Origin of the sequence: Blautia sp. NSJ-140 (genome assembly GCF_022868965.1) — a bacterium.
GTDB lineage: Bacteria > Bacillota > Clostridia > Lachnospirales > Lachnospiraceae > Blautia_A.
On sequence record NZ_JALIFS010000007.1, the window covers coordinates 58562 to 84440 of the forward strand.

At 44.5% G+C, this 25879-nt stretch carries 23 protein-coding genes and 1 pseudogene; 6 read left to right on the top strand and 18 right to left on the bottom strand.

From position 1 onward, the window contains the following. Positions 1-296: 296 nt before the first annotated feature. The 11 genes from MUB50_RS09720 to MUB50_RS09770 all read right to left on the bottom strand — a co-directional run bounded on the left by MUB50_RS09720 (position 297) and on the right by MUB50_RS09770 (position 11755). Entirely contained in the window at positions 297-1445 is a 1149-nt protein-coding gene (locus tag MUB50_RS09720; protein ID WP_118624965.1) for an iron-containing alcohol dehydrogenase, read from the bottom strand. Between the two features lie 18 nt (positions 1446-1463). After that, positions 1464-2681, bottom strand: coding sequence for an aspartate aminotransferase family protein (locus tag MUB50_RS09725; protein WP_118624967.1), 1218 nt, complete (start codon positions 2679-2681; stop codon positions 1464-1466). After that, complete coding sequence (locus MUB50_RS09730) at positions 2678-3358, bottom strand: cytidylate kinase-like family protein (RefSeq protein WP_118512817.1); 681 nt, start codon at positions 3356-3358, stop codon at positions 2678-2680. The genes MUB50_RS09725 and MUB50_RS09730 overlap by 4 nt, the downstream gene beginning before the upstream one ends. Positions 3359-3371: 13 nt before the next feature. Continuing rightward, positions 3372-4112 (bottom strand): amino acid ABC transporter ATP-binding protein, encoded by a 741-nt coding sequence (locus tag MUB50_RS09735; RefSeq protein WP_118624969.1) that lies wholly within the window; start codon positions 4110-4112, stop codon positions 3372-3374. A gap of 14 nt (positions 4113-4126) precedes the next feature. Continuing rightward, a complete protein-coding gene (locus tag MUB50_RS09740) occupies positions 4127-4891 on the bottom strand; it encodes an amino acid ABC transporter permease (protein ID WP_244790493.1) in 765 nt (254 codons plus the stop codon). 18 nt (positions 4892-4909) lie between these two features. Next, complete coding sequence (locus tag MUB50_RS09745) at positions 4910-5782, bottom strand: transporter substrate-binding domain-containing protein (RefSeq protein ID WP_118624971.1); 873 nt, start codon at positions 5780-5782, stop codon at positions 4910-4912. Positions 5783-6010: 228 nt separating this feature from the next. Then, positions 6011-7207 carry a PucR family transcriptional regulator gene (locus MUB50_RS09750; RefSeq protein WP_118624973.1) on the bottom strand — a complete coding sequence of 399 codons (1197 nt, stop codon included), beginning with the start codon at positions 7205-7207 and terminating at the stop codon, positions 6011-6013. Positions 7208-7441: 234 nt separating this feature from the next. Continuing rightward, positions 7442-8683, bottom strand: a complete 1242-nt coding sequence (locus MUB50_RS09755) for an MFS transporter (RefSeq protein ID WP_118624975.1) — start codon at positions 8681-8683, stop codon at positions 7442-7444. 441 nt (positions 8684-9124) lie between these two features. Beyond that, positions 9125-10249 (bottom strand): DUF362 domain-containing protein, encoded by a 1125-nt coding sequence (locus MUB50_RS09760; protein ID WP_118624977.1) that lies wholly within the window; start codon positions 10247-10249, stop codon positions 9125-9127. A gap of 100 nt (positions 10250-10349) precedes the next feature. Further along, positions 10350-10817 carry a DUF2284 domain-containing protein gene (locus MUB50_RS09765; protein WP_118169079.1) on the bottom strand — a complete coding sequence of 156 codons (468 nt, stop codon included), beginning with the start codon at positions 10815-10817 and terminating at the stop codon, positions 10350-10352. A gap of 65 nt (positions 10818-10882) precedes the next feature. Continuing rightward, entirely contained in the window at positions 10883-11755 is an 873-nt protein-coding gene (locus tag MUB50_RS09770; RefSeq protein WP_118624979.1) for a LysR family transcriptional regulator, read from the bottom strand. 155 nt (positions 11756-11910) lie between these two features. On the opposite strand from MUB50_RS09770, the gene MUB50_RS09775 reads away from it, so the two are divergent. Genes MUB50_RS09775 through sdaAA form a run of 3 tightly spaced genes read left to right on the top strand, consistent with a single transcriptional unit; the run spans position 11911 to position 14695 of the window. Continuing rightward, entirely contained in the window at positions 11911-13131 is a 1221-nt protein-coding gene (locus MUB50_RS09775; protein ID WP_118512825.1) for a dicarboxylate/amino acid:cation symporter, read from the top strand. A gap of 5 nt (positions 13132-13136) precedes the next feature. Continuing rightward, complete coding sequence (sdaAB, locus tag MUB50_RS09780) at positions 13137-13805, top strand: L-serine ammonia-lyase, iron-sulfur-dependent subunit beta (RefSeq protein ID WP_174087519.1); 669 nt, start codon at positions 13137-13139, stop codon at positions 13803-13805. A gap of 20 nt (positions 13806-13825) precedes the next feature. After that, positions 13826-14695 (top strand): L-serine ammonia-lyase, iron-sulfur-dependent, subunit alpha, encoded by an 870-nt coding sequence (sdaAA, locus tag MUB50_RS09785; protein WP_244790495.1) that lies wholly within the window; start codon positions 13826-13828, stop codon positions 14693-14695. A gap of 255 nt (positions 14696-14950) precedes the next feature. Here the strand turns inward: sdaAA and MUB50_RS17210 are convergent. Then, positions 14951-15091 (bottom strand): annotated as a pseudogene (locus MUB50_RS17210) (GTP pyrophosphokinase); the annotation flags it as partial. 132 nt (positions 15092-15223) lie between these two features. Continuing rightward, complete coding sequence (locus MUB50_RS09795) at positions 15224-15946, bottom strand: TraX family protein (protein ID WP_244790497.1); 723 nt, start codon at positions 15944-15946, stop codon at positions 15224-15226. Positions 15947-16249: 303 nt separating this feature from the next. On the opposite strand from MUB50_RS09795, the gene nudC reads away from it, so the two are divergent. Continuing rightward, on the top strand, positions 16250-17086 hold the full coding sequence (gene nudC / locus MUB50_RS09800) for an NAD(+) diphosphatase (RefSeq protein WP_118624987.1): 837 nt from the start codon (positions 16250-16252) through the stop codon (positions 17084-17086). A 205-nt stretch (positions 17087-17291) separates the two neighbouring features. Here nudC and glgP read toward each other — a convergent pair whose 3' ends face one another. From glgP to MUB50_RS09825, 5 genes are all read right to left on the bottom strand, one after another. Then, complete coding sequence (glgP, locus tag MUB50_RS09805) at positions 17292-19559, bottom strand: glycogen/starch/alpha-glucan phosphorylase (RefSeq protein WP_118512829.1); 2268 nt, start codon at positions 19557-19559, stop codon at positions 17292-17294. Positions 19560-19775: 216 nt separating this feature from the next. After that, positions 19776-20693: an AraC family transcriptional regulator gene (locus tag MUB50_RS09810; RefSeq protein WP_173753706.1), complete on the bottom strand. Its 918-nt coding sequence runs from the start codon at positions 20691-20693 to the stop codon at positions 19776-19778. Between the two features lie 116 nt (positions 20694-20809). Continuing rightward, complete coding sequence (locus MUB50_RS09815; RefSeq protein WP_118512830.1) at positions 20810-21745, bottom strand: hypothetical protein; 936 nt, start codon at positions 21743-21745, stop codon at positions 20810-20812. Positions 21746-21748: 3 nt separating this feature from the next. Beyond that, the gene (locus MUB50_RS09820) at positions 21749-22552 is read right to left on the bottom strand and encodes an ImmA/IrrE family metallo-endopeptidase (RefSeq protein WP_118512831.1); all 804 of its coding nucleotides are present in this window, start codon (positions 22550-22552) and stop codon (positions 21749-21751) included. A 3-nt stretch (positions 22553-22555) separates the two neighbouring features. Beyond that, positions 22556-22921, bottom strand: coding sequence for a helix-turn-helix domain-containing protein (locus tag MUB50_RS09825; RefSeq protein ID WP_118512832.1), 366 nt, complete (start codon positions 22919-22921; stop codon positions 22556-22558). Between the two features lie 275 nt (positions 22922-23196). Here MUB50_RS09825 and MUB50_RS09830 point away from each other — a divergent pair, with 275 nt between their 5' ends. Further along, positions 23197-24411 (top strand): iron-containing alcohol dehydrogenase, encoded by a 1215-nt coding sequence (locus tag MUB50_RS09830; protein ID WP_118512833.1) that lies wholly within the window; start codon positions 23197-23199, stop codon positions 24409-24411. A 69-nt stretch (positions 24412-24480) separates the two neighbouring features. After that, positions 24481-25860, top strand: a complete 1380-nt coding sequence (locus MUB50_RS09835; protein ID WP_118512834.1) for an aldehyde dehydrogenase — start codon at positions 24481-24483, stop codon at positions 25858-25860. Positions 25861-25879 lie beyond the last annotated feature (19 nt).

Consider the following 25879-nt stretch of genomic DNA (forward strand, 5'->3'; position numbering starts at 1 on the left):
TATATTTTGTACAGATTTTTAACCGCTATGCTCTCCATATGCATTCTTCTTTCTACTGTATTTTGCTCTGTTGCGTTAAGCTTGGTTACTGTCTATACAATAGCATCGTATATTTTATCCGTACATGTTCGTTGTATAAATCTTTATGTTTATAATATAATTTTCACTGCAAAAAAGCTCCCCGGAAAACAGCTTTTTACTGATTTCGGGAAGCCAATATCTTTTTTATTTACGCAAGTACTCTGATGACAGATTTTATTTATACAGAGGTGTCACATACTTACCTGATACTATCTTTACAATGCCTCTTTATACAGTGCCAGGATATCCTCCCGAACGGTTTTCTGAGGATTCACCGCAATGTTTCCGCTTTTCATGGCATCCTCTGTCATCTGCGCAAAATACTCATCCGTAACCCCTGCGTGGGATAATTTTGCAGGGATTCCAACCTGTGTATTCAGTTCACGGACTGCCTGTTCCAGCATTCCTTTTGAAAACTCAGACTCACATTTCTTTTCCGCGGAAATATAATTATAGATCTTCCGATATTTTCCGAAGGCTGCCTCTTCGTTATATTTCACGATATACGGAAACAAGATTCCGTTTGCAACACCGTGCGGCACATTGAAAAAAGCACTGACCGGATGGCTCATGGCATGGATATTTCCAAGTCTTGCCCATGAAAAAGCAATCCCGGCAAACAGAGAGCCTGCCAGCATATCGGAAGCTGCTTCCAGATTGCTACGGTCTGCCACGTAGGTGCGGATGCTCCGCCCGATCAGCTCCATTGCTTTTTCGCTCATGGCCTCGGAAAATGGGGATGCGTCCAGAGAAACGTAAGATTCCTCTGCATGGATCAGTGCATCGATCCCGCAGGCAGCTGCCACCGAAGCCGGTGCGGAGGTGAGAAGCAGCGGATCCAGAAGTGCATAAGCCGGGATCAGCTTATAGGAAAATACTGTAAGCTTGTAATTTCGTCTGTGATCGGTAATAACAGAAAAAGCCGTAACCTCTGAACCGGTTCCTGCTGTTGTAGGAATGGCGATCAGCGGGACGATCTCCCCAGGAACCTTGTCTGCACCTTCATATTCTGTGATGCTGCCGCCGTATTTTGCCACAACACCGACAGCTTTTGCCACATCCATAGGGGAACCCCCACCAAGAGCGACAATAAAATCCGCTCCGCTTGCCCGGAACGCTTCTGCTGCACGTTCCACAGTCTCCACGGATGGATTTCCTTCTGTATCACAGAAGGTGCTGACTGCAATGCCGGCCTGTGTAAGGATTTCTTCACACTGCCCCACTACGCCAAGTCTGTTCAGTGTGGGGCCGGAAATGATAAAGCCATGTTTTCCTCCAAGCTTCCCGGCTGCCCCGGGAAGCTCCTTTAATACACCTTCACCAAAAAGAATATTCTGCGGTACAGAAAATGTAAATCTTTTCATGCTGTCCATCTCCTCCGCTTATTCTGAAAGTGCTTTTACTGTCTCTTCAATGATGGCAGCCGCCTGATCACAGTTCTCCTCTGTAATGATCAGCGGCGGTACCATACGGATGGTATGTACTCCGATTGCAGTGATCAGAAGATGGCTGTCCAGACAGCCATGCTTTACATCCACACCGTAAATAGCATCATCAAATTCCACGCCTACCAGAAGGCCCTGCCCGCGGACTTCTTTTACATGAGGGATCTTTGCAAGTTTTTCCATAAAATAAGTACCCATTTTTTCCGCATTGCCAGCCAGATCTCTGTCGAGAAGTTCACCAACCTCTGCAAGTGCCGCAGCACAGGAAACCGGATGTCCGCCGAAGGTTGTTCCGTGGGAACCAGGTGTGAATGCTTTTGCCACTTCCTCTGTAGCGCAGATCGCGCCGATCGGCATACCTCCTCCAAGGGCCTTTGCCATGGACACGATATCCGGTTTGATCCCGTAATGCATATAGCTCATCACCTTACCGGTTCTGCACCAGCCTGTCTGAACCTCATCAATAAGAAGGAGCATATCGTTCTCATCACAAAATTCCCGAAGTCCCTTCATAAATTCCATGGTTGCCGGATGGACACCACCCTCGCCCTGTACAGGCTCTATCATAATGGCAATGGTATTTTCCGTGCAGGCATCCTTGAAAGCCTCAAGATCATTGTACGGTGCATAGGAAAATCCGTAGGTCATAGGACCGAAGCCAACCTGGCATCCGTTTCCCGGCTGTCCGGTGGCGGACATGGCACCAAAGGTTCTTCCATGGAATCCCATTTTTGCAGTTACGATATGATAACGGTTCGGACCATATTTTTCGATTCCGTATTTTCTTGCCATTTTGATCATAGCCTCATTTGCCTCTGTACCGGAATTCTGGAAAAAGATCTTGTCCATTCCGATGGTAGTGCAGACTTTTTCCGCAAGAAGTGCCTGTGGAATGGTATAAGGATAATTGAAGGTATGCATCAGTGTCTGTGCCTGGTCTACCACGGCCTTTACCACCTTCTCATTACAGCTTCCGGCGGAGTTTACGGCAATACCTGCATAAAAATCCAGATACTTTTCCCCTTTTTCATTGTAGATATACTGATCTTTTGCGCTTTCTGCCAGAAAATCCATTCTCTCATAGGTCTCGATCATGTATTTGTTTACTTTTTCCTTGATATCCTCAAATGTCAGTCCTATTTCTTCCAGCTTCATTTCTTTTCCTCCCCTTTTGTGATCTGTTCTGATAAGATCTGTTCCCGTGTGATCAGACCCTTCATCACCAGATATTCTTCGATCATCTTTACGCATCCTGCAATTCCGACTTTTTCACTGTTCAACGTCATATCGTAATTGACGGGATTAGTCCAGTAATTTCCTTTTGTATAATATTTATAATAGTCCGCCCTGTACTTATCTGTATTCTCAATGGTGGCTGCTGCCACATCTGCGGATACCTTCATCCTCTGCATGGTCCGCTCCAGACAGAAGGCACGCGGCGCTTCGATATAGATACTTACCACATTTTTTCTGCCCTTTAAGACATAATCCGCGCATTTTCCGACGATCACGCAGGATTCCTGATCTGCCAGGTTTCTGATGATCTGTGACTGATACTCAAACAACCGGTCATCAGAAACAAATTTTTCATTTCTTGCAATGTACTGTCTGGATCTGGGCAGCCCTTTAAGGAATCCTGTAAATCCTCCGTTATTGCGGATACGCTCATTGATATCCAGGAAGAGCTTTTCATCCAGTCCGCTCATCTGGCTTGCCAGTGTCAGGATACGGTTTTCATAACAGTGGATCCCAAGGTCTTTTGCCAGCATGGAGGCGATTTCCTTTCCGCCGGTTCCAAAACCTCTGGCAAAGGTTACAATAAAATTTTCCATTTTATACTCCTTCCTATCCTGCCAGATAACGGCTCAAAAATTCTCTGGTACGGGCATTTTTAGGATTTTTAAACAGCTCCGCCGGAGGTGCATCCTCCACAATGTAACCCTGATCCATAAAAATCGTCCTGGTGGAAACGTCTCTGGCAAATGCCATCTCATGGGTTACAATGATCATGGTAAGTCCTGTTGTTGCCAGTTCTTTCATAACATTTAAGACCTCTCCTACCATCTCCGGATCCAGAGCTGAGGTAGGTTCATCAAAAAGCAGAACCTCCGGATTCATGCAGAGAGACCTTGCAATGGCAACTCTCTGCTTCTGTCCACCGGAAAGCTGTGTGGGATTTGCATTGATAAACGGTGCCATTCCCACCTGTTTCAGATGCGTGATGGCCCGGTCAAAAGCTTCCTCTTTTGACAGATGGAGTACTTTCCTTGTACAGAGCATACAGTTCTGAAGAACGGTCATGTTATTAAAAAGATTAAAGGACTGAAATACCATTCCTACCTTGGAGCGATATTCATTGATCTCTTTCTGGACTGCTCCGATCTCTTTTCCATGATACCGGATCTTTCCGCTGGTCTGGGTCTCCAGCTTATTGATACAGCGAAGCAGAGTGGATTTTCCGGAACCGGAGGAACCAACGATACAGATGATCTCCCCGGGAGCCACATTAAAATCGATCTTTCTCAGTACTTCATGTTTTCCAAAGGATTTGCTTAATTCTTCTACGGATATGATGGCATCACTCATAACTTCTTCCCTCCTTACGGATTATCCATATATTCCACTGCCAGTACATAGTTCTCTGTTTTCTTCATCTTCTTTTCCAGGAAGGTGAATAACCGGTTGAATACAAAGCAGAGTACAAAATAGATCACTGCGATAACAAGATAGGATTCAAAATATTTATAATAATTTCCGCCTACGGTCTTGGCTGCCATAAACAGCTCCTGTACTGCGATGACGTTAAGAACGGAAGTCATTTTCAGATTTGTGAGAAATGTGTTTGCCATTTCCGGAATGATGTTTTTGAATGCCTGCGGAAGGACCACATAGATCATGGTCTTCATGGGCGACATTCCCATAGCCCAGGCGCCTTCTCTCTGTCCCAGATCAATGGAACCGATTCCGGCTCTTACTGTTTCAGCCATGTAAGCTCCGGTATTTAACACCGTTACCATGACACCTGCAAACAGCGGTGTGATATTTACGTTTGCTTGCCGGATACCATAATATAGAACCATTGCCTGCACGATCATTGGTGTGTCACGGAAGATCTCTACATAGACTCTGCAGATTGCTTTCAGTATCCAGAAAATTCCTTTTTTCAGAACACTGTCTCCCTCGTTGATCCGGATATCCTGAATGATCCCGATGATGTAGCCCAGCAGGAAACCCAAAAGGGTTCCTGCTACTGCTATATAGAGCGTCAGCCATGTTCCTTCCAGAAACATACTGGAATATTTTTTCGCCAGGAATATCATCCATTCCAGAGAATTTGTCGGATCTGTAATTGAAAAACCTAACATATCTCCACCCCGCTTTGATTAGTTTGCTGCCGGCTGCTGTGTCAGGACGGTATCCATAAGCTCATCCATTTTTTCCTTGTCATCCCAGCCAATATCATCCATGGCACCCTGCAGCTTATCTCTCAGCTCTGTATCATCTTTTCTTGTTGCGATGCAGACATTGACCATTTCATCATCATTTTTAAAGGTATCCTTCTCATCCAGGTTGATGATCTTCAGATCCTTGTTTGTCAGTGCTGCTGATTCTGCTGTAGGAACATCTACAACGCAGACATCTGCAACTCCGTTAGAGATTGCCATAAAGCACTCTGATGTTGTCTCATAGTTTCCGGACTGCTCTGCACCGTCGATCTGATCCAGAAGCGGTACCCATCCGGTTCCAAGCTGTGTGGTAACCTTGCAGCCTGTTCCTGCAAGATCGGAAAGACCTTTGACATCGTCATATTTGCCTCCTGCCTTTACCACGATACAGTTATCTCTGTAATAATATGGTTCTGTAAATGCATATGATTTTTCTCTTTCTGCCGTTTTTCCCATGCCAGCGATGATACAGTCATAATCGCCGGCATCCATGGAGATTCCAATGGAGGACCACTCAACCTTATGGATCTCCAGCTTCATTCCAAGCTGATCTGCAAGCTTCTGAGCTACTGCCACATCGTAGCCATATGCGTAATAATCACTGCCGTAAATAGGTTCTGCCTTGCTTCCGTCCGGAGTTGTATCTGTATCCTGGGTCCAGTTGAATGGTGCATATGCACATTCCATGCCAACCCTTAACACATCCTTATCTGATTTGTCTGCTGCCCATGTGGAAGCCGCTGTAGATGCTAACATTGCTGCGGAAATAATACCTGTGATCACCATTTTGCCTAAAAGATTTTTTTTCATATTCGTTTCCTCCTCTTCTACATAGCTGGCACAAAACATATTTAGCTGGTCGACCTGAACGTTTTCGCCTGTAAACAACAAGGGCGCTGAAAGAAATTTTTCATTTCCTTCAACGCCCTTGTTGTTTGATAGACTTCATTATACTCAGAAGAAGCTTTTCGTCAACTTTTATTTTGCACAAATTAACTGTTCATTTTGCACAGTGTTGTATTTATATGAACCTGTTCTTCAGGAAAACATCAGCTGCTTGATCAGGATACAGTTTATCATATCCAGATATTCCATATAGTCATCCAGTTCAAAATCTATCAGCTCCTGGATCTTATTCAGCCGGTACTGCAGAGAATTTCTGTGAATAAAAAGTTCCTTCGCCGTTTTTCCGACGCTGAACCCGTTCATGTAATAGGCAAGCAGGGTATCCAGGAGAAACGTTCCGTTGGCATGATCATATTCCTCCAGCTTTCCCAGCCGTTCATTGCAATAATTCAGGATCTCATCATGGTTGTCGTTGTTGAACAGATACTGATAAATTCCCATGGCTGTTGCACTTAAAACTTTCTTGTGCTTGGGATTTGGAAGTATGTCTTTTTTGGGGATCAGACGCTTTGCCTCCTGATAGCTGGTGCCGAAATCTGCCGGATTGGTGTAGATACCGCCCAGGATACAGGTGCTTCGGATTGTTCCGTGAAACTGCGGACTGGCATCGATCTTCTGCAGAACCTTCTCCAGCTCATGTTCAATGCTTTTGTCTTTTTTTGCCTCAAAAAGAAGGACAAATTTGTTGAGAAACCGAAGGAACATGGGCTTTCCTTCCATTGCCATGACTTCCTGGTTCAGATAATTGGCATAATACTCGTAGATATGCTCATCCTGCTCCAGATTGATGCCGTACTTCCGGTCAGCCACAATGATCCCTACTCTGCAGGGTGTTGTAAAGTTGATCCCGAACTGCTGGGAGATTTTTTCGATATAGCGGTCATTAATATCATAGCCAAACAGAAGATTGTAAAGATAATCTCCCATCCGCCTGTTCTGCATTTCATATTCCAGGATGATTTTTCCCACACTCTGGGCAATATCCACAAAAGAAGCTCCCTTCCACCGGATGTAAAACAGCGGGAGCTGAAGCGCATTGGCTTTGTCGATCATCTCCTTCGGAACGGATTCTTTGTCATCGGTGATTGAAACCCCAAAGCCGGAAATTCCAAGCCTATACAGTTCTTCCATGGCTTTCTGTGCTTCTTCCAGGTCAAACCGGACATAGTCTACCACACACAGGGCAAAATTTCCCTGGTTCATATGTTCCTCAAAAGGCCGGGTCTGCACCATATAGGTCCATGTGACAGGTCTTGTGAGACCTTTTTCCCCAGCGATCAGCTCCACTCCGTCCAGATGCAACTCCAATATATCCTGGCAGGTGATCATATGCATCAACTCCTTATTATTGCAGTATTTCACGCACTCTCTTCCATAAACAGGCAAAAACAATACCTGATTTTCTCATCCTTCAGTTATCCTAGCAGAAATATCTGGTCCCTGCAACTCACAATTCTGAGGCTGTCAGCGCTAAAAATGCCATCAGCATTTTTCACTGATGGCATTTTTCTGTTCCTGTATCAATATTATTTATTTTCTGCTTTTTTACGTCTTTCTGCAAGATCATGCATAACTGTCAGATATGTCCGTCTTTTTTCTTTCCTGCACAAGATTCCGTCCAAGCAGAGTCAGGCATACAAATGCGATCACTGCAAAAACAGCTCCGATTCCAAATATCACGTTCATCTCATAGCCTTTGCTGCTCACCAGACCGGAGATCGCCGGTGCGCCAAAGGTTGCAAATACGATGCCGAACATGACGAATCCGTAATTTTCCCCGGTGTGCTTCATTCCGAAAACAGAGCTTGTCAGAGACGGGAAGCTTCCCATGATGCCTCCGTAGCAGCCGTACATCAGAACAATGGCAACCGTTACTGCCAGGGAGCTTGATACAGCAAGAACTCCCATAGCGATCACCGCCACGATCAGCACTCCTTTGATGCAGACGATCCTGCCTGCTTTATCTGCCAGTGTTGGAAGCACCAGTCTTGCTCCCGCATTGACAATGGATCCAAGCATAACGGCGCTGACTGCCACTGCAGACGGGATTCCAAGGTCGATCTGGTAGGTCTGTGATACCGGTGAAACCATAAAATAAGAAATCAGTCCAAAGAACATGGTCGCAAGAAGAAGATAAAAATTTCTTGTATGCATCATCTCTCCGGATGTATACTGCTTCATCTCCGTTGTCCCGGACTTTGACGCAGAGCCACCTGCGTTCACCAGACTCTTAACGGGTGCCTGAAAAAAGATGCCGCACAGGATCCAGGAAACTGCGATGGCTGCCCCAATGATCAAAAAGGTTTTCTGCACACCCTCTGCCTCCAGCAGCTTTCGACTCAGTGGCGCCAGGAAAAATCCACAAAGTCCGTTGGCAGTTACCACAACGCCGGAAGCAAATCCGGTACGGTCCGGGAACCATCTCTGCACGGTTGCCAGGATCACCGTGTAGATCATTCCCTGTCCGAATCCCTGCATCACTCCATAAGAGAGATACATAGGAAGCGGTGTGGGAACGATCAGAAATGCGGATGCCAGGATTCCTGCCGCAAAGATCCCGCCTCCGATCCATACGATCGTCTTTTCCTTAAAACGGTTCTGCATCCTTCCGCCTACGATATTTCCGAATACAAAGGTGCTCAGTGCCAGATAAAAGCACATGGATGCCTGTCCCTGGCTCCAGCCTGCCTGCTCCATCACATAGGGCTGGTAAATAGACCATACATGGGGATATCCGGTAAAAAAGATCGCGAAAGCTCCGAATATCATAGTCAGCAAACACTGTTTTTTCTGTATTCCTGTCATAATTTCCTCCTCTGAAAAAGATTTCCGGCCTGCTCTGTACTCTCTGCTCACAGAATGCAGCCTGTTTCTGTTCTCACGATCTGCACGTTTTCCTGCACATTAGCTCTGCTTATTCCTGATATTCTTTTATTTGCGTGCCATTATTCTTTATTTGCGTGTCAAATGCGTGTTAATTATATTGTGTGTATGTTATCACACGCAATCTTATTATTCAATATAAATTTACAGCTTTTTCTGTTTTCTCATTTATGTCCAAATTTTCCTGTTATTTCTTTGTATATTATTCACAATGATCGTCTTTTAGGCACGCATATGCACGCATATATTTTTTTATTTAAAATACCGTTTTTATCCGTTTTTTCTATTTTATATTTCTTAATTCGCGCAAAAAGCACGCCATGTTACAGGCGTGCTTTCGTGATTTTATATGATTTCTGTTGCTTATTTGATTATCTTCAGCTCATATTCCCTGGTTCCCAGGCCGATCTTTTCTGCCTGATCCAGAGTTGCCTTCCACTCAATATTCGGATTGGAATCCTTAAAGTGGTCATGATGACAGTGCCATCCCGGCTCGGCCAGATGCTCTCCAAGCTGGCTGTTGGCGATCGGTGTTGCCTTCAGGCAGGCATCTGCACAGGCCTGATCCAATGCAACCGGGTCAAAGCTTGCGAACATTCCGATATCAGGAAGGATCGGCGCATCATTTTCACCATGGCAGTCACAGTTAGGGCTGATATCCTGTACCAGTGCAATATGGAAATGAGGACGTCCGTGACAGACAGCCTGTGCATACTCTGCCATCTTGCGGTCAAGAAGCTCGTTTGCACTGCTGTTCGGATTGTATACGGCATCATAGCTGCAGGCACCGATACAGCGGCCACAGCCTTTGCATTTATCGTAATCGATAACTGCTTTCTTATTTACATATGTAATCGCATCACTTCCGCACTCTTTCGCACAGCGGCGGCAGCCACGACAGATATCTTCATGGATGGCCGGCTTTCCGCTGGCATGCTGCTGCATTTTTCCGGCACGGCTTCCGCAGCCCATACCGATATTCTTCAGGGCGCCGCCAAAGCCGGTTGCCTCATGTCCCTTGAAATGGCTGAGACTGATAAAAATATCTGCGTCCATGATAGCATGTCCGATCAGGGCAGTTTTGCAGTATTCTCCGTTTACTACCGGAACTTCTACTTCATCGGTTCCTCGAACTCCGTCACCGATGATGATCTGACATCCGGTTGTGATCGTGTTAAATCCGTTAAGATTTGCACAGTCCAGATGCTCCAGTGCATTCTTTCTGCTTCCCGGATAAAGAGTATTACAATCTGTCAGGAACGGCATTCCGCCCTGCTCCTTACAAAGATCTGCAACTACCTTTGCATAGTTCGGACGAAGGAATGCCATATTTCCAAGCTCTCCGAAATGCATCTTGATGGCTACGAATTTTCCATCCATATCGATATCTTTGATTCCTGCGGCAACGCAGAGTTTTTTCAGTTTGTCCAGCTGGCTGGTTCCCACCGGACAGCGAAAATCAGTGAAATAAACTGTTGATTTCTCCATTCTGGTTTCCCTCCTGTTTGATCATTTCAAAATAAATTTACCCTTTTCCTGACAATATGTCTAGTTTTTATACAAAAAATGTATAAAAAGATGCGCTGCTCTACTCTCGAAAAAGAATCTGCGAAAAATACCGGAACTTTCCATCATTGGTCCAGCACTGCATTCCCACAGCATCTGCCATCTTCTGCGCATCCACACAATAGGCAGACATACAGGAATTATGCTTGTACGGTCCGGCGCTCATGATCAGAATATCTGTTTTTCCGCACTCTTTCATCTTCTCTGAGAGCTGCTCTGTCAACTTATTATGTGCAAGCTTGGCTTTTCTATAATCCATGAATCTGTCCTGCGTCGTCTGGAGCACCAGGGTGTTCTCATAATCCAGGGCACGTTCCTTCATTTCTTCCACAGTCCCGCTTTCCGGTGGACATGCAGGATTTTTATCATAATTACCACAGGCATTTTCTTCACAGAAAACACGGTATTCCGGCACAAACACCAGCTTATCGGTTTTCATGACCGCAGCATCGGAAAAGCCAAGCTTCTTTGCTTCTTCAATAAAATCCATTTTTCTCTCCTGTTTTTTTTTCTTTTATAGTGCCACATTTTATTTGTTTTTACAAGCTCTGACTTTCACTCTGCCGCCAGACGGATAAACTCCTCCATCTCTCTTGTCTTAAACTTATTTTTATGGTAAAAGATCTGCCGGTACATGGATATCTCCACATCTTCCACATGTAAAAGAGCAATTCTTCCTTTCCGGATATCCCGCTCCACAGCCAGATAGGGAAGAAAGGAAAGTCCGTGGTTCTTTTCCAGCATGCGGATGATAAAAGCAGTATCGCTGATCTCCAGCACCGGTGACAGGGCCTGCTTCTTAAGTGCCAGCTGCTGGTCCAGAGCCTGTCGATAATTGGCATTCTTTTCCGTGAGAAAAAAAGGCTCTTCCAGAATATCCTCCATTTTCAGCGTCTTTCCCGCAAACTCCGAATCTGCAGAGGCCACAAATACTACCGGCTCCGCCTTCTCCATGACCTTCATCCAGTTCTGCTCCCACCTTGGGGTATCCAGTATGTAAATCAGATCCAGCCCGTTATGCTCCATCATTCGTATCAGCTGTTCCGGCGTATCAATAGTCACCTGCATATTTACTTTCGGGTGAAACTCACGAAATTTGCTGAGAACAGCCGGAAGCTTTGCTGTGCAGAGAGATTCAATAGTCCCGATATGTAATGGATTTTTCAGTTCCGCATCATCATTCATTGACTTTTTTGCTTTATTTACGTCATATAAGATCCGGCTTGCATGCCCCATAAACTCTTTTCCGGACGGAGTAAGCACCACACGCTTTCCGGTTCTGTCAAAAAGTCTTGTTTCCAGCTCATTTTCCAAAAGACGGATCTGGACAGTGATAGCTGACTGGGTGTATCCCAGAACCTCTGCTGCCCTGGAAAAACTCTGAAGCTGTGCTACATGTACAAACGTCTCCAACTGACGGATTTCCATTATTTTCTCCCTTTTTCTATGAAATTTTTTCATCGTGATGATGAAATCTGTGAATTTGCTTTATTTTTATGTCAATGTTACAATACAATCACGAGGACGTCAATCGTATTTTTGTGCAAAATGAATAAATTCATACTTAGGAGGAAAGAATCCAAATGGAAAAGAAAAAAATCAAGATCGGACTTGTGCCGAAGCTGATCATTGCCATCATCATAGGTATCCTGTTCGGCCAGTTCCTTCCGGAAGGCTTCTGTCGCTTTGTTGTAACCCTTTCCGGATTTTTCAGTACCTTTCTGAAATTCGTCATCCCGCTGATGATCCTTGCCTATGTGACCATGGGTATTGCGGATCTTTCACAGGGTGCAGGGAAGCTTCTCCTGATCACAGTGGCTCTGGCTTATGGCTCCACTCTGATCGCAGGTTCCGCATCCTATCTGGTATCATCCAGCCTGTTTCCGCACTTTATGAGTGAAGGTGCACTGGATCAGATCGCAGCTACCGCAGACGCATCCCTGACACCGTTTTTCTCCATCACACTGGAGCCGGTCATGGATACTCTTTCTGCTGTTGCCCTTGCCTTTGTCATGGGACTGTGCCTCTCTTCCATGCGTGGAAAAGAAATGGGAAACAGCCTTTATAACGGAATGAGCGACTTTTCCAAGATCATTGACAAAGTCCTTCATACCATTATCATCCCGCTGCTTCCGCTTTACATCTGCGGAACCTTCACAGATATGACTATTTCCGGAAAAACCTTTGCCATCTTAAGCATCCTCTGGAAGGTATTCCTTGTTGTTATCATCATGCACCTGATCTGCATTACGATCCAGTTTGTGATCGCAGGTACTGTCAGCAAAAAGAATCCTTTCACTCTGATCAAAAATCAGATCCCGGGATACACAACTGCTCTGGGAACCCAGTCTTCCGCAGCTACCATCCCGGTCAACCTGGAATGTGCAAAGAAGGATGGCGTATGTGAGCAGATCCGCAACTTCGTAGTACCGCTCTGTGCAAACATCCACATGGCCGGTTCCATGATCACCATCACAGCCTGTGCTACTGCAGTCTGCCTTATGAACCAGCTGCCCATCAGTCTCGGGATCATCGTTCCGTTCATCATGACTCTCGGTGTTGCAATGGTTGCATCTCCCGGTGCTCCCGGTGGTTCCATCATGACTGCCCTTCCATTCCTTTACATGGTATTCGGAGCAGAAGCCGGTGATCCGGACGGTGCCATCTGTGCTATCATGGTTGCCCTTTACATTACTCAGGATTCCTTCGGAACTGCCTGCAATGTATCCGGTGACAACGCCATCGGCGTGATCGTTGACACCATTTACAAGAAATTTATCGCAAAAACACCACAGGAGAATTAAACAAGATGTCTTTTATCAGTGTATTTGACGTTATGGGGCCCAACATGATCGGCCCTTCCAGTTCTCATACCGCAGGGGCTGCGCGCATTGCTTTCCTCGCCCAGAAGATGATCACGCCACCCCTGAAAAAAGTGGAATTCATCCTTTACGGTTCCTTCGCCAGAACATACAAGGGACACGGTACAGACCGTGCCCTCCTTGGCGGGATCATGGGCTTTTCCACAGATGACATGCGTATACGGAATTCTTTTGATATTGCCAGGGAACAGGGGATCGACTTTTCCTTTACTCCAAATGAAACAGAAACCGATGTCCATCCCAACACTGTCGATATCCACATGGTCAATGACCAGGGACAGGAAATGACAGTCCGGGGGGAATCGCTGGGCGGCGGCAAGGTCCGCATTGTGGAGATCAACCACGTAAAAGTGGATTTCACCGGCGAATACAGTGCTATCATCGTGATCCATCAGGATACTCCCGGTGTTGTGGCCTACATCACCAGATGCTTAAGTGAACGTAACATTAACATTGCCTTCATGCGCCTCTTCCGTGAATCCAAAGGAACCACAGCCTATACGATCGTGGAATCCGACGGTCATCTCCCGGAAGATATCGTAGAAAGCATTCACCAGAACACCAACATCCATGATGTCATGGTTGTTCAGATGTAGGGAAAGGGAGGATGTGTTTTATGGATTTCAAAAATGCCAGGGAACTCCTTGCTCTCTGCCAGGAAAAAAAGCTTCCGATTTCCGAAGTAATGCGCCAGCGTGAGATCCTTCTCGGTGAAACCACTGCTGAAATCGTGGACCAGCGCATGGACCGTGTTCTGGAGATCATGAAGGACGCTGCATTTTCCCCCATCAAAGATCCCGTGATATCTATGGGCGGACTGATCGGCGGTGAAGCCCGAAGACTCTGTGAATTTCATGACCTGGGAAAAAGCCTGTGCGGAAATGTTCTCGGAAAGGGTATCACCTACGCTATGGCAACCCTTGAGACCAACGCTTCCATGGGACTTATCGTTGCCTCTCCTACTGCCGGCAGTGCCGGGATCGTTCCCGGAATGATGCTTGCTCTTCAGGAGGTCTACGGCTTTTCCGATAAAAAAATCCGCCAGGCACTATTTAATGCAGGTGCGATCGGCTATCTTGCCATGCGTAATGCAACAGTTGCAGGTGCTGTTGGCGGATGTCAGGCTGAGGTCGGAATTGCTTCCGCAATGGCTGCTTCTGCTGCTGTGGAACTTCTTGGCGGTACACCTCTTCAGTGTACTTATGCTGCTTCCACAGTTCTTATGAACATGCTTGGACTTGTGTGCGACCCTGTAGGCGGTCTGGTGGAATATCCCTGCCAGAACCGTAACGCAGCCGGTGTTTCCAATGCCCTGATCGCAGCGGAAATGTCACTGGCCGGTATCCCCCAGTTCATCCCTCTGGATGAGATGATCGATGCCATGTATACCGTAGGCAAAAAGCTCCCTGCAGAGCTTCGTGAGACTGCTCTTGGCGGATGCGCAGCCACGCCGTCTGCCTGTGATAAATGTCATCTTTGCAGCTGATGAGCAGAGTATAACACACAATAAACAGGGTCCCGACTGAAATGACTCAAACAACAAAACGGAGAATTCCTGAACTTCTTTTTTAGGGAATTCTCCGTTTTCTTTTTTTATAACAGGCATTCTGATCTCACATTCGCTGATTGTTCGGATTTTTTCAATTTTATTTCGTAATTCCAGCATTCTGTAGTCCAGATTCGCAATTTCTTCTGCATATTTTTTTTCTGCTTCAATTTCCGCATTGTCTCTTTTTTTATAATACAACTCATATTCTAACACAGACCAGTAATCCATCGCAATGGTCCGAAGCTGTATTTCCACCAGTTCTTTCTGTTCACCTTCCGCAGAATAGATGGGGACTTTCACAATGAGATGCAGGCTTTTGTAGCCGTTTTTCTTTGGATTTCTGAAAGAGTTTTCTCGCTATTTTTCCGTTTTCTTACAGAATTACTATGTTTTATGTGGATATGAAATTTATTTTCGGCAATCTATCCGGTTATAAATATTAGAAAGATTTTATTTTATCTCTTACTATATTATAATGCGGACTATACTCAGTACCAGCAGATGTGCCGGATAAAAAACATAGAAAAACCATTTGGAAAACTTCGGTGCTTTTTCGGATTTTTTGCCATTATAGAAGCATAGGATGATGATTCCTGATGCCACGATCCCTAATGCCGAAAGCAGAGCATGGATCATTGCCGGTCCGGCTGCCATTTTTTCCACGTAGGAGCTGTAGTTAAACAGCACAAAAAGGACAGCACCGACTCCGTACGCTGTTATCATCTTCTTCCTGTTCCCCCAGCCTTCATGGAACCAGATGGTAAAAACCGGTGCCAGAATCGCCCAGTCCGAACAAATGGATAGTAGAAGGAGCAGGATCAGAAGTGGAATTCTCCATTTACTTGCCATCATCCTTTCCTGAACAACCAGGATCATAAAACAGATAAACAGAGTAAAGATCATATTCAGCTGTGAATTCCCAAAAGCCATCATATAGGGAACCTGGGAGATTCCGGCAAAGATCAGAAGTCTTTCACCGTATTTTCTCCGGGAATGTGTATAGTAAAAACCTTCCACAAGAAAATAGCACATGGTAATGGCTGTGAAGTAGCCAATGTCTATAAACGCTTCCCACAGGATCGTGTTTTCCGGCAAAAGCACGTTGGCGATATGATTCAGAAGCATGGTAAAAATTGCCAGATATTTAATGGCATCCCGGGTCAGTCCCGGCTTTTCTGTTGTTGACATGATCTCCTCCTTCTATGCAGAAAAATTTTCAGACCTTTCACATCTCCTGCACAATATAATACATTTATCTTACACTGATTTTCTGACTCATACAACTTTTTTTGTTATTTCTGGTCATCAAAAGGACAGTTGCTGTTCACTGGTAATATTCCGCGAGGTGTTTTTTGTGAGCGAAGGTCACAGAAAAGGACAGTTGCCTTTTTCTCAAGGTAAGCTTATACTGTAGAAAACGTGCTGTATTTATATGGCAAAACTTCTCAGCAAACGCTGCAAAACAATAAATTCAGAAAGGAATTATCGATCATGATCCAGGATATCGCACCACATACCTATCACAATGAGTACAAACCTGTGGCTCCGGATAAAGAAAGCCACATCCTCGCCTATGGAGAAGGAAATATCCTTATGAAAAAAGATGGCGAAACTATAACTCTTCCAAGCTTTGGAGAGCTGGAAGGAAAAGTTGAAAATCTCTATGAGAATTATATCTATCTCTTCTCTGTTGATGAAGAACATTTTTATCTGATCCCGGATCTGGATACCAGCCTTCTTCCCGGATATCAGTTTGAGATCATCCGTGTGCTTCGCACAGCAGAGCCTCAGTATCTGGCTTTTGCCGGAATCACCGGATACCAGCTTTTTCAGTGGTACAGCAAGCGTCGTTTCTGTGGCTGCTGCGGCCAGCCAATGGTACACGATAAGACAGAGCGCAAAATGATTTGTCCTTCCTGCGGAAACGGAGAATATCCGGTACTTTCCCCGGCTGTGATCGTTGGCGTTACCAATGGCGATAAGCTGATCCTTTCCAAATATGAGGGACGAAGCCACACACGTTATGCCATGATCGCCGGTTTTGCCGAGATTGGCGAGACTATTGAAGAAACTGTACACCGCGAAGTTATGGAGGAGATCGGCGTAAAGGTCAAAAATCTCCGCTACTACAAGAGCCAGCCATGGTCTTTCTCCGGCACTCTCCTGTTCGGCTTCTACTGTGACCTGGACGGCGACGACACTCTCACTGTAGACCACAACGAACTCTCCATGGCCTCCTGGTTCAACCGCGAGGAAATCCCGGATGAGGGTGATAATATCAGTCTTACCAAGGAAATGATGATGGCATTTAAGCATGGAAAGGCCTGAAGTATCGCTTGCCTGATTCCGTAAACAATTTTTCGTAACCAATTTCACAAAAAAACACCGACCATTCATCTGTACCATGTTCTGTCCAGGCTGCCAGATCATCTCTGACAGCTCAGACCCGGTACATATTTCCGATGAATGCCGGTGTTTTTATTTTCTATTTTTCTATTTTCTTCCGTACCGGAGTAAGCTGGCTAAAACCAGTTTATTTCTCCGCCGTCAGATGCCAGATATCTCTGTTGTATTCCTCGATAGTTCTGTCTGAAGAAAAGTATCCTGCTTTTCCGATGTTTACAAGCATTTTTTCTGCCCATGCGGTTCTGTCCTCATAATCGGACAGTGCCTGATCTTTCACCTTCGCATAATCCTCGAAGTCAAGAAGAGTCATGAACCAGTCTTTGCTTACGATCTCATGATGCAGTCTTCTTAAATGCTCTTCACTTCCAATAGAAAGAAGTTTGTTTCCTACGATAAAGTCTACTGCACGACGGATGCGCTCGTCTTTTTCATAGAAATCTCTGGAGCAGTAATCTGCCTTCTCATAGTGTTCGATAACCTGCTCACTGGACTCTCCGAAGATATAAATATTATCCTTGCCTACCAGCTGGCTGATCTCCACATTTGCGCCGTCCATGGTTCCCAGTGTTACAGCACCATTGAGCATGAACTTCATGTTTCCCGTTCCGCTGGCCTCTTTAGAAGCAAGAGAAATCTGCTCGGAGATATCGCAGGCAGGGATTAGCTTCTCTGCTGCACTTACGTTGTAGTTTTCCACCATAACAACCTTCATGTATGGAGAAACCTCCGGATCATTGTTGATAAGCTCCTGTAAGCAGAGAATCAGGTGGATAATATCCTTTGCGATAACGTACGCAGGAGCTGCCTTTGCACCGAAGATAAAGGTTACCGGGCGCTGCGGCTTCTCGCCTGCCTTGATCTTCAGGTAACGGTCGATGATATAAAGTGCGTTCAGCTGCTGACGTTTGTACTCATGAAGACGTTTGATCTGGATATCATAAACACTGTGTGTGTTGATCTCCTCACCTGTGTTGGCCTTAATAAACTCCGCACATCTCTTCTTTGCATCCTGTTTGATCTTAAGGATATTGGCAAGAACGTCCTGATTTCCCTTAAATTCAAGCATCTTGTCAAGCTCAAAGGAATCCTTGCGGAAGCCGTCACCGATCATGGATGTGATGTACTCAGTCAGCGGATGGTTGCAGTGAAGGAGCCATCTGCGGAAGGTAATCCCATTTGTCTTGTTATTGAATTTCTCCGGATAGATCTCATAGAACTGATGAAGCTCTGTCTCCTTCAGGATATCGGTATGAAGGGATGCAACACCGTTGATGGAAAATCCGTAGTGGATGTCCATATGTGCCATATGGACCAGGTCGTTCTTGTCGATGATGGCAAGATTTTCCTGCGGATATTTTGCTTTGATACGCTCGTCCAGCTTGCGGATGATCGGCATCAGGTGCGGAACAACCTCCTCAAGATAAGAGATCGGCCATTTCTCAAGTGCCTCTGCAAGAATGGTATGGTTGGTATAAGCGCATACATGAGATACGATCTCGCATGCCTCCTCAAACTCGATCCCACGCTCTGTGAGAAGACGGATAAGTTCCGGAATTACCATACTCGGATGTGTATCGTTGATCTGGATCACTGCATAATCGGCAAGGTCATGAAGATTGCAGCCTTTTGCTGTTGCCTCATCCAGAATCAGCTGTGCCGCATTGCTTACCATGAAGTACTGCTGATAGATACGAAGCTTTCTTCCTGCGTCATCGCTGTCATCCGGATACAGGAACAGTGTCAGGTTGTGGAGCAGATCCTTCTTATCAAAGGAGATTCCCTCGCCTACAATGCTCTCATCTGCAATATCAATATCAAAAAGGCGAAGCTTGATCGCTTTGTTCTCATAGCCTGCCACGTCAATATCATACAGTGTGGATTTCAGCATAAAGCCCTTAAACGGCACGTAATAGGAAACGCCTGCATCTGTAAGCCAGCTCTCCGGCTGGATCCACGGATTCGGTGTCTCAAACTGAAGATGATCCTTAAACTCCTGTTTGAAAAGTCCGAGGTGATAATTAAGCCCGATTCCTTCTCCCGGAAGTCCCAGAGTTGCGATGGAATCCAGGAAGCAAGCTGCCAGACGGCCAAGTCCGCCATTTCCGAGAGATGGCTCCGGCTCGATCTCCTCGATCATGGAAAGCTCTTTTCCGTTTTCTTTAAGATATTTCGCAACTTCATCGTAAACGCCCAGATTGATCAGGTTGTTGGAAAGAAGCTTACCGATAAGGAACTCTGCGGAAATATAATAAATTTTCTTTTTTCCTTCCTGGTAGCCGCGGCCCTTCAGCTGCTCCTTTGTCCAGGAGAGAAGTCCGTGATAGATTTCCTCGTTTGTACAATCTTTTACATTTTTGTTATATTTGTCTTCAAATACTTTGCTTAATGTTTCCATTTTTGATCTCCTTTCATGGATCTTGATGGGATGAAATATGTTTTTACAAGGTTGTTTGCTTTGTTTTTTGATGTTATTAGGATATCACGTATTTCTTTTCAAAAATATAACAATCCTGTCATGATATGCAAGATATTTGTCAGACTGTTTTTCACTTTTTACTGCAGCTCTGCCTAAAACGCAAACGTGACATATGCGGTCGCTTCGAGATCTTTCTCAGACCTGTCTCATACTCTTCCTGTACTTATGCGGTGAAATCTTATTGGACTGCTGAAATTTCTTTATAAAATAACTTGTACTGTTAAATCCCACCTGCATGGCAATCTCCGTCACAGGTGCATCGGAATGTGTAAGAAGATACTTTGCCTTCTCCATACGGAAGTCATTGATGTATTCCACCAGGGTTTTTCCCGTATACTGGCGAAAAAGCTTCATAAAATAATACTCACTGTAATTGGAAAGTCCGGAAAGCTCTGAAACGGTAAGATTCTCCTGATAGTGAAGGCTGATATGATCCAGCACTTCCTTTACTGCTGCAAGGCTCTTGTTCTGCTCTGTGCTTACCGGGATAATATAATGCTTCGTCAACATCTCATAAAAGAAATCAAAGAACAGCATTTTCAGCTTCACATAAAAATATGGCTTCTTCTCCGTATGACAGTCATGGATCTCCAGAAAAATTTCCCGAAGCTTCTCATATCCGGAATCTCCTTCTTCTATATGATGACAGAATTCTGCCTTGTTTTCTATTAATGGTGATACCACACATTCCTGGCAGATATCTCCCGGCTGACCTGCAAGGAAGCCCAGGCTGAAAACCACACTCTTATAATAAAGAGGCTTCTTAAGATCAGTCCGCATACTATGGAGAACTCCACAGTTCACGATCAGGATATCCCCCTTTTTCAGGCGGATGCTCTCCCGGTTCAGTCTGGCAAAGCCGCTGCCTTTTTCAATATACATGATCTCCATCTCACTGTGCCAGTGGTCATACAGTGCATGAAAGATCTCACAGTTCGCCATATAGGTTTCCACCGGCAGCTCGAAGGAACCGTGAGGACTTAATTCTTTTAAATTATCATCCACTTCGGATACGTGAAGAGGATTTTTTTCGGATGTGTCTGTTTCTGGCATGATTTCCTCCGTGATCTTCAGGTGAATACCGCAAGCAGTTATTCCACTCAAGCGGATATTCGCAATCCGCATTCGCTACTTGCTCATAACAGAATAACTGCCAAACAGTTATTCTGTTAAAATATAATATCAATTCCGTCTGGCTGCATAAGCATATCTGCCAGTTCTTCGGCATCTGATGAAATCTCTTTTACACGAATATCTCTTTTTCTTATTCCCAGTACTACAAGATTTCCCGATATTCCTGCGCTCATAATTTCTCTTATGTGATCTTTTTCTGTCAAAATTCCTTTTCTGAACAAAACCTGAACCAATTTCGGTGTACTGTATATGCCGATTTCTTTCCCACGATACTGCATTCTTGTCCGTTTAAATAAATTATCTATTTTACCAGCTGCGCCTTTATCATCCGTAATAACATAAAACTTTTCATCTGCTTCTCCGGGAATATTTGCCAAAATATGAAGACAAACAGCCAGTATTTCCTCACCAAGGTTATCGCCCGATTCTTTATTTTTTCGTACTGTTTCAAAAAAATGTCGATATATTTCTTTACTGTTGAGATTTTTCCCCTGCATAACTTCTTTATTAATCTCGGCATTATTTTCAATGGTATATGTTATGGTACTGACCGGTCCTTTTAATAGTCTTACCGCCCAGCATAAATAATTATTGATCGCAGCATTCGTGTTAAAAACCATCTCCATGATGAAAAAAATATCCTCTTCATACAGAACCACTACCGGTATTCCATATTCCCGTATGTATTTTATATATTCCATATATTCCTGATTTAGTATTCCACTATGAGAAGCCAGTTCCATCAAAATGCATCTCGTAATTACAAGAACGGTATCCTGAGTCTTCATATGCTTCAGTAAATACCCAGCTTCTTCTTTTTTCAGCTTGGAATGTCTCCGGAATGAACAAGCATCATAAAAACAACATTTCTTTCTGGAAAAAATTTCTGATATGATCTGATCTTTCCCGGTAATTATCCAAGGCATGATTTCTTGTATATTATAGGGGTTATCCACATAGCCTTCTGCCATTTGCTATTCCCCCCTTACTTCTCTGTAGAGCCTTTTCATATTCTGAAGAACTTTTTTTAATGTTCTTTCATTTAAATAAGCTCCTTCCATACATTCTTCACCATATCGCTTCACCATGTACTCCAACTTGTCGTAATCATCCCTATACGATGGATTTAAAATACTTTCATCCAGCCATAGTCTGGAAAAACCATTCTTTATATCATCTGCAGATATTTCCAGTAACATCTTTGATATATCTGATTCTTCCAGAAGTTCCAGTTCAAAGCATCGGACCAGTACAGCCATATAAGGAACCTGATAATAATTCATCAGGCGAAATACTGTATCTCTTTCATTATTTTCAGATTCCGCATGAAATTTCTGAAACATAAAACGAAATCCGCTTGTGGGCATCAAAAGCATTCCGGCAAACAAATTAGCTGCAACTTCCTCTTCATGTGTATAATAATCATCATTGGCAAACTCCACCTTTGTACGAAAATCTGTTTTCTGATAAAGCACATGATACAGTTCATGGCACAAAGCAAAATTCACATTTACCTTTGGCAATGATGTATTAAGTACAATATATCCCAACGCATCTCCTTTATAACAAAGAGCTCCTATTTCCTGATCACAGAAAGGCAGTTCTATAATAAGATATCCTTTTTTCTGAAAAGATGGTCTTACGATCTGCATAATATTAAGAAGTTCTTTATCGTTACTGATTCCCGCAAAAGAACAGAAGCTTCTTATCTTCTCTTCCATCTCTTCTTTATGACAATCCCCATATTGGATTATCTTTCTAAGACGTTTAATATCCATGGACTACTCCTTTGATATATTCATAAATCGATGTTTCGCACTCATTACTTCATCAATATTTTCCATCAGATTTTCAAGCTTTCCCGCAATTTCATTCTGACGTTCTGTAGGATTTCCTGCATAAAAAGCAATTTTTTCCTGTGTGTAATCACTGATCTGAGGGATAAAAAAAGAATCTTTCATAAAGAAATCCATTTTTTTCCCCAACGCAGATGCTATTTTTTCCATATCGGTGCTGTTTATATCCTGTACACCAGTCAGAATACGCGACAATTTTTTCCCATCAATTCCCGTTTTCAAACTGATATATGTCTGCTTAATCTTCATCTGTGAGAGATAAACATTTACATTTTCTATATATTTTGTCATGTCACATCTCCTCTTCCTTATCTTTCTGTTTATATATTATCTTGCTATGTACTATAATTATACGCTCTTTCATTAATATATCAACAAGGAAATCTCATTTAACAGGATTTTTATTTATATTTTTATTTTTCAAAAAATTTTTTTTAATTTCGAACCATATTTTCTCATTTTTTAATACTCTGATTTATTTTTCATCGCTTGACTTTTCCCATTTCAACTGCTATATATAATATTTGGAATAAAATAATTTGACTTTAAAAGGAATAAAAACTACCATGAATCCATTAAAAAAAGCTTACTGCCGGATTTTCCAGAATGTCTTTAAATTCGCCCTTCCACTGCTTCCTTACCGCAATCCGAAGATCATAGGAAGTGTCAAAGGGATCCCGGAAGTTCTGGAAAAAAGAAACTATAACAATGTACTCATCATCACAGATGCAGGTATCCGAAGCCTTGGCCTTACAGAAAGACTGGAGCAGACACTGAAGCGAAGCTGCATCTCTTACCATATCTACGACAAAACCGTTGCCAATCCAACAACCGTCAATGTGGACGAAGCCCTTCACATGTATCTGGATCATGACTGCCAGGCGATCATCGGATTCGGCGGTGGTTCCAGTATGGACTGTGCAAAGGCCACAGCAGCCCGCATTGCCAAGCCACACCAGTCTCTTGCTCAGATGAAAGGAATCCTGAAGATCCACAAAAAGCTTCCTCTTCTCATCACCATCCCCACGACTGCCGGAACAGGAAGTGAAACAACACTTGCTGCTGTCATTACCGATGCAGAAACACGGCACAAATATGCCATCAACGATTTTCCGCTGATCCCACGCTACGCAGTTCTTGACCCCAAAGTGACTTTAAGCCTTCCGCCATTTATCACAGCTACCACCGGCATGGATGCCCTGACTCACGCAGTGGAAGCCTACATTGGAAATTCCACTACACCTGGCACGAGAAAAAATGCCCTGGATGCTGTCAGACTGATCTTTGAAAATCTGGATACCGCCTACACACACGGCAATAATATTGAAGCAAGACGAAATATGCTCCGCGCCTCCTATTTCGCAGGCTGTGCCTTCACAAAATCCTACGTTGGATATGTCCACGCAATTGCACATTCCCTCGGCGGAAAATATAATGTTCCACACGGGCTTGCCAATGCAGTGATCCTTCCTATGGTGCTGGAAACCTATGGAGACAGCATTACCCATAAGCTTCGCAGCCTGGCTCTGGCTGTCGGTCTCTGCGATAAACATGAGGACGATAAAACTGCTGCCCGGATGTTTATTGATGCAATAAAAGATATGAAAAAACGCTTTGGCATCGGAGACTATATTCCGGAAATCCAGGAAACGGACATCCCGGAGCTTGCACATTACGCAGATAAAGAAGCCAATCCTCTGTACCCGGTTCCTGTGCTGATGGATGCCGGCGAGCTTGAGACACTGTATTACAGACTGATGCCTCCGGCAGGCAATTGTTAAAACAGACATTGGCATAAACAGATTTCGATATTTCGAATACAGGATTTTTTCAGAAAGGACTATAATTCCATGGAAAAAGAACAGATCAACCAGCTTTTAGATAAACAGCGCCAGTACTTCTACTCCGGCGCAACTCTTGACCTTGATTTTCGCATCAGCGCCCTGAAACGTCTCCGCGCTTCCATCCGGAAATACGAGGATCAGATCCACGCTGCGCTGAAAAAGGATCTGGGAAAAAGTAATTTCGAAAGCTATATGTGTGAGACCGGACTGGTGCTCTCCGAGATCACGCATATGCTGAAAAATATCCGCTCTTACGCGAAGGAACAGACTGTTCCAACCCCGCTGGCGCAGTTCCATTCCCGCAGTTTCCGTAAACCATCTCCCTACGGTGTGGTTCTCATTATGAGTCCGTGGAACTATCCGTTTCTCCTCACCATGGAACCACTGGTAGACGCCATTGCAGCCGGAAACACAGTCATCCTGAAACCAAGTGCCTACTCACCGGCAACAAGTGAAGTGATCCGTCTTCTCATCCATGAATGCTTCGATGAAAAATACGTTGCAACTGTCACAGGCGGACGTGCGGAAAACACACATCTTCTCAGTCTGCACTTTGATTACATCTTCTTCACGGGAAGCCAGTCTGTGGGAAAAGAGGTCATGAGAAAGGCTTCCGAATACCTCACACCAGTCACTCTGGAGCTGGGTGGAAAAAGCCCCTGCATCGTGGACAAAACAGCCAATCTCCGCCTTGCGGCAAAACGTATCGTCTTCGGCAAGTTTCTGAACTGCGGCCAGACCTGCGTGGCTCCGGACTACATCTACTGTGATCCGGAGATCAAAGAAGCCCTGATCGCAGAGCTTCGCAGGCAGATTACACGCCAGTATGGAAAAGAACCTCTGAAAAACCGGAATTACGGAAAGATCATCAACGAAAAGCATTTCGACCGTATCAACAGTCTGATCGATCCTGCCAAAACTGTCTGCGGCGGTGGTTCCAGCCGTGAAACACTTCAGATCGAGCCAACGGTTCTTGACAACGTAACCTTCGATGATCCGGTCATGCAGCAGGAAATCTTCGGCCCGGTACTTCCGGTCCTCACCTATGACTCTCTCGGAGGTGCCGTAACAAAGATCAATTCCATGGCACATCCGCTGGCTCTTTATATCTTCACCGAAGATGAAAAAAATGCCCGGGAAGTTACTTCCCGATGTGGTTTCGGCGGTGGCTGTATCAACGATGTCCTCATACATCTGGCAACCAGCAATATGGGGTTCGGCGGCTTTGGTGAGAGCGGTATGGGATCCTATCATGGCATCGACGGCTTCCGAACATTCTCTCATTATAAGAGTATTGTAGATAAAAAAACCTGGATCGATCTTCCTATGAGATATCAGAAATATCGGAAGATTTATGAGAAAATGGTACGGTTGTTTATGCGGTAGATATGAAGGGAGGGCGATG

Excerpts from the sequence above, each read along its gene's own strand:
- MUB50_RS09810 (WP_173753706.1), bottom strand. The coding sequence starts at position 20,693 with ATGCCAGAAACAGACACATCCGAAAAAAATCCTCTTCACGTATCCGAA.
- MUB50_RS09825 (WP_118512832.1), bottom strand. The coding sequence starts at position 22,921 with ATGACAAAATATATAGAAAATGTAAATGTTTATCTCTCACAGATGAAG.
- MUB50_RS09720 (WP_118624965.1), bottom strand. The coding sequence starts at position 1,445 with ATGAAAAGATTTACATTTTCTGTACCGCAGAATATTCTTTTTGGTGAA.
- MUB50_RS09740 (WP_244790493.1), bottom strand. The coding sequence starts at position 4,891 with ATGTTAGGTTTTTCAATTACAGATCCGACAAATTCTCTGGAATGGATG.
- MUB50_RS09775 (WP_118512825.1), top strand. The coding sequence starts at position 11,911 with ATGGAAAAGAAAAAAATCAAGATCGGACTTGTGCCGAAGCTGATCATT.
- MUB50_RS09765 (WP_118169079.1), bottom strand. The coding sequence starts at position 10,817 with ATGGATTTTATTGAAGAAGCAAAGAAGCTTGGCTTTTCCGATGCTGCG.
- MUB50_RS09830 (WP_118512833.1), top strand. The coding sequence starts at position 23,197 with ATGAATCCATTAAAAAAAGCTTACTGCCGGATTTTCCAGAATGTCTTT.
- MUB50_RS09815 (WP_118512830.1), bottom strand. The coding sequence starts at position 21,745 with ATGGCAGAAGGCTATGTGGATAACCCCTATAATATACAAGAAATCATG.
- MUB50_RS09760 (WP_118624977.1), bottom strand. The coding sequence starts at position 10,249 with ATGGAGAAATCAACAGTTTATTTCACTGATTTTCGCTGTCCGGTGGGA.
- glgP (WP_118512829.1), bottom strand. The coding sequence starts at position 19,559 with ATGGAAACATTAAGCAAAGTATTTGAAGACAAATATAACAAAAATGTA.
- MUB50_RS09725 (WP_118624967.1), bottom strand. The coding sequence starts at position 2,681 with ATGAAGCTGGAAGAAATAGGACTGACATTTGAGGATATCAAGGAAAAA.
- sdaAA (WP_244790495.1), top strand. The coding sequence starts at position 13,826 with ATGGATTTCAAAAATGCCAGGGAACTCCTTGCTCTCTGCCAGGAAAAA.
- MUB50_RS09795 (WP_244790497.1), bottom strand. The coding sequence starts at position 15,946 with ATGTCAACAACAGAAAAGCCGGGACTGACCCGGGATGCCATTAAATAT.
- MUB50_RS09750 (WP_118624973.1), bottom strand. The coding sequence starts at position 7,207 with ATGATCACCTGCCAGGATATATTGGAGTTGCATCTGGACGGAGTGGAG.
- MUB50_RS09735 (WP_118624969.1), bottom strand. The coding sequence starts at position 4,112 with ATGAGTGATGCCATCATATCCGTAGAAGAATTAAGCAAATCCTTTGGA.
- nudC (WP_118624987.1), top strand. The coding sequence starts at position 16,250 with ATGATCCAGGATATCGCACCACATACCTATCACAATGAGTACAAACCT.
- MUB50_RS09770 (WP_118624979.1), bottom strand. The coding sequence starts at position 11,755 with ATGGAAATCCGTCAGTTGGAGACGTTTGTACATGTAGCACAGCTTCAG.
- sdaAB (WP_174087519.1), top strand. The coding sequence starts at position 13,137 with ATGTCTTTTATCAGTGTATTTGACGTTATGGGGCCCAACATGATCGGC.
- MUB50_RS09755 (WP_118624975.1), bottom strand. The coding sequence starts at position 8,683 with ATGACAGGAATACAGAAAAAACAGTGTTTGCTGACTATGATATTCGGA.
- MUB50_RS09745 (WP_118624971.1), bottom strand. The coding sequence starts at position 5,782 with ATGAAAAAAAATCTTTTAGGCAAAATGGTGATCACAGGTATTATTTCC.
- MUB50_RS09730 (WP_118512817.1), bottom strand. The coding sequence starts at position 3,358 with ATGGAAAATTTTATTGTAACCTTTGCCAGAGGTTTTGGAACCGGCGGA.
- MUB50_RS09835 (WP_118512834.1), top strand. The coding sequence starts at position 24,481 with ATGGAAAAAGAACAGATCAACCAGCTTTTAGATAAACAGCGCCAGTAC.
- MUB50_RS09820 (WP_118512831.1), bottom strand. The coding sequence starts at position 22,552 with ATGGATATTAAACGTCTTAGAAAGATAATCCAATATGGGGATTGTCAT.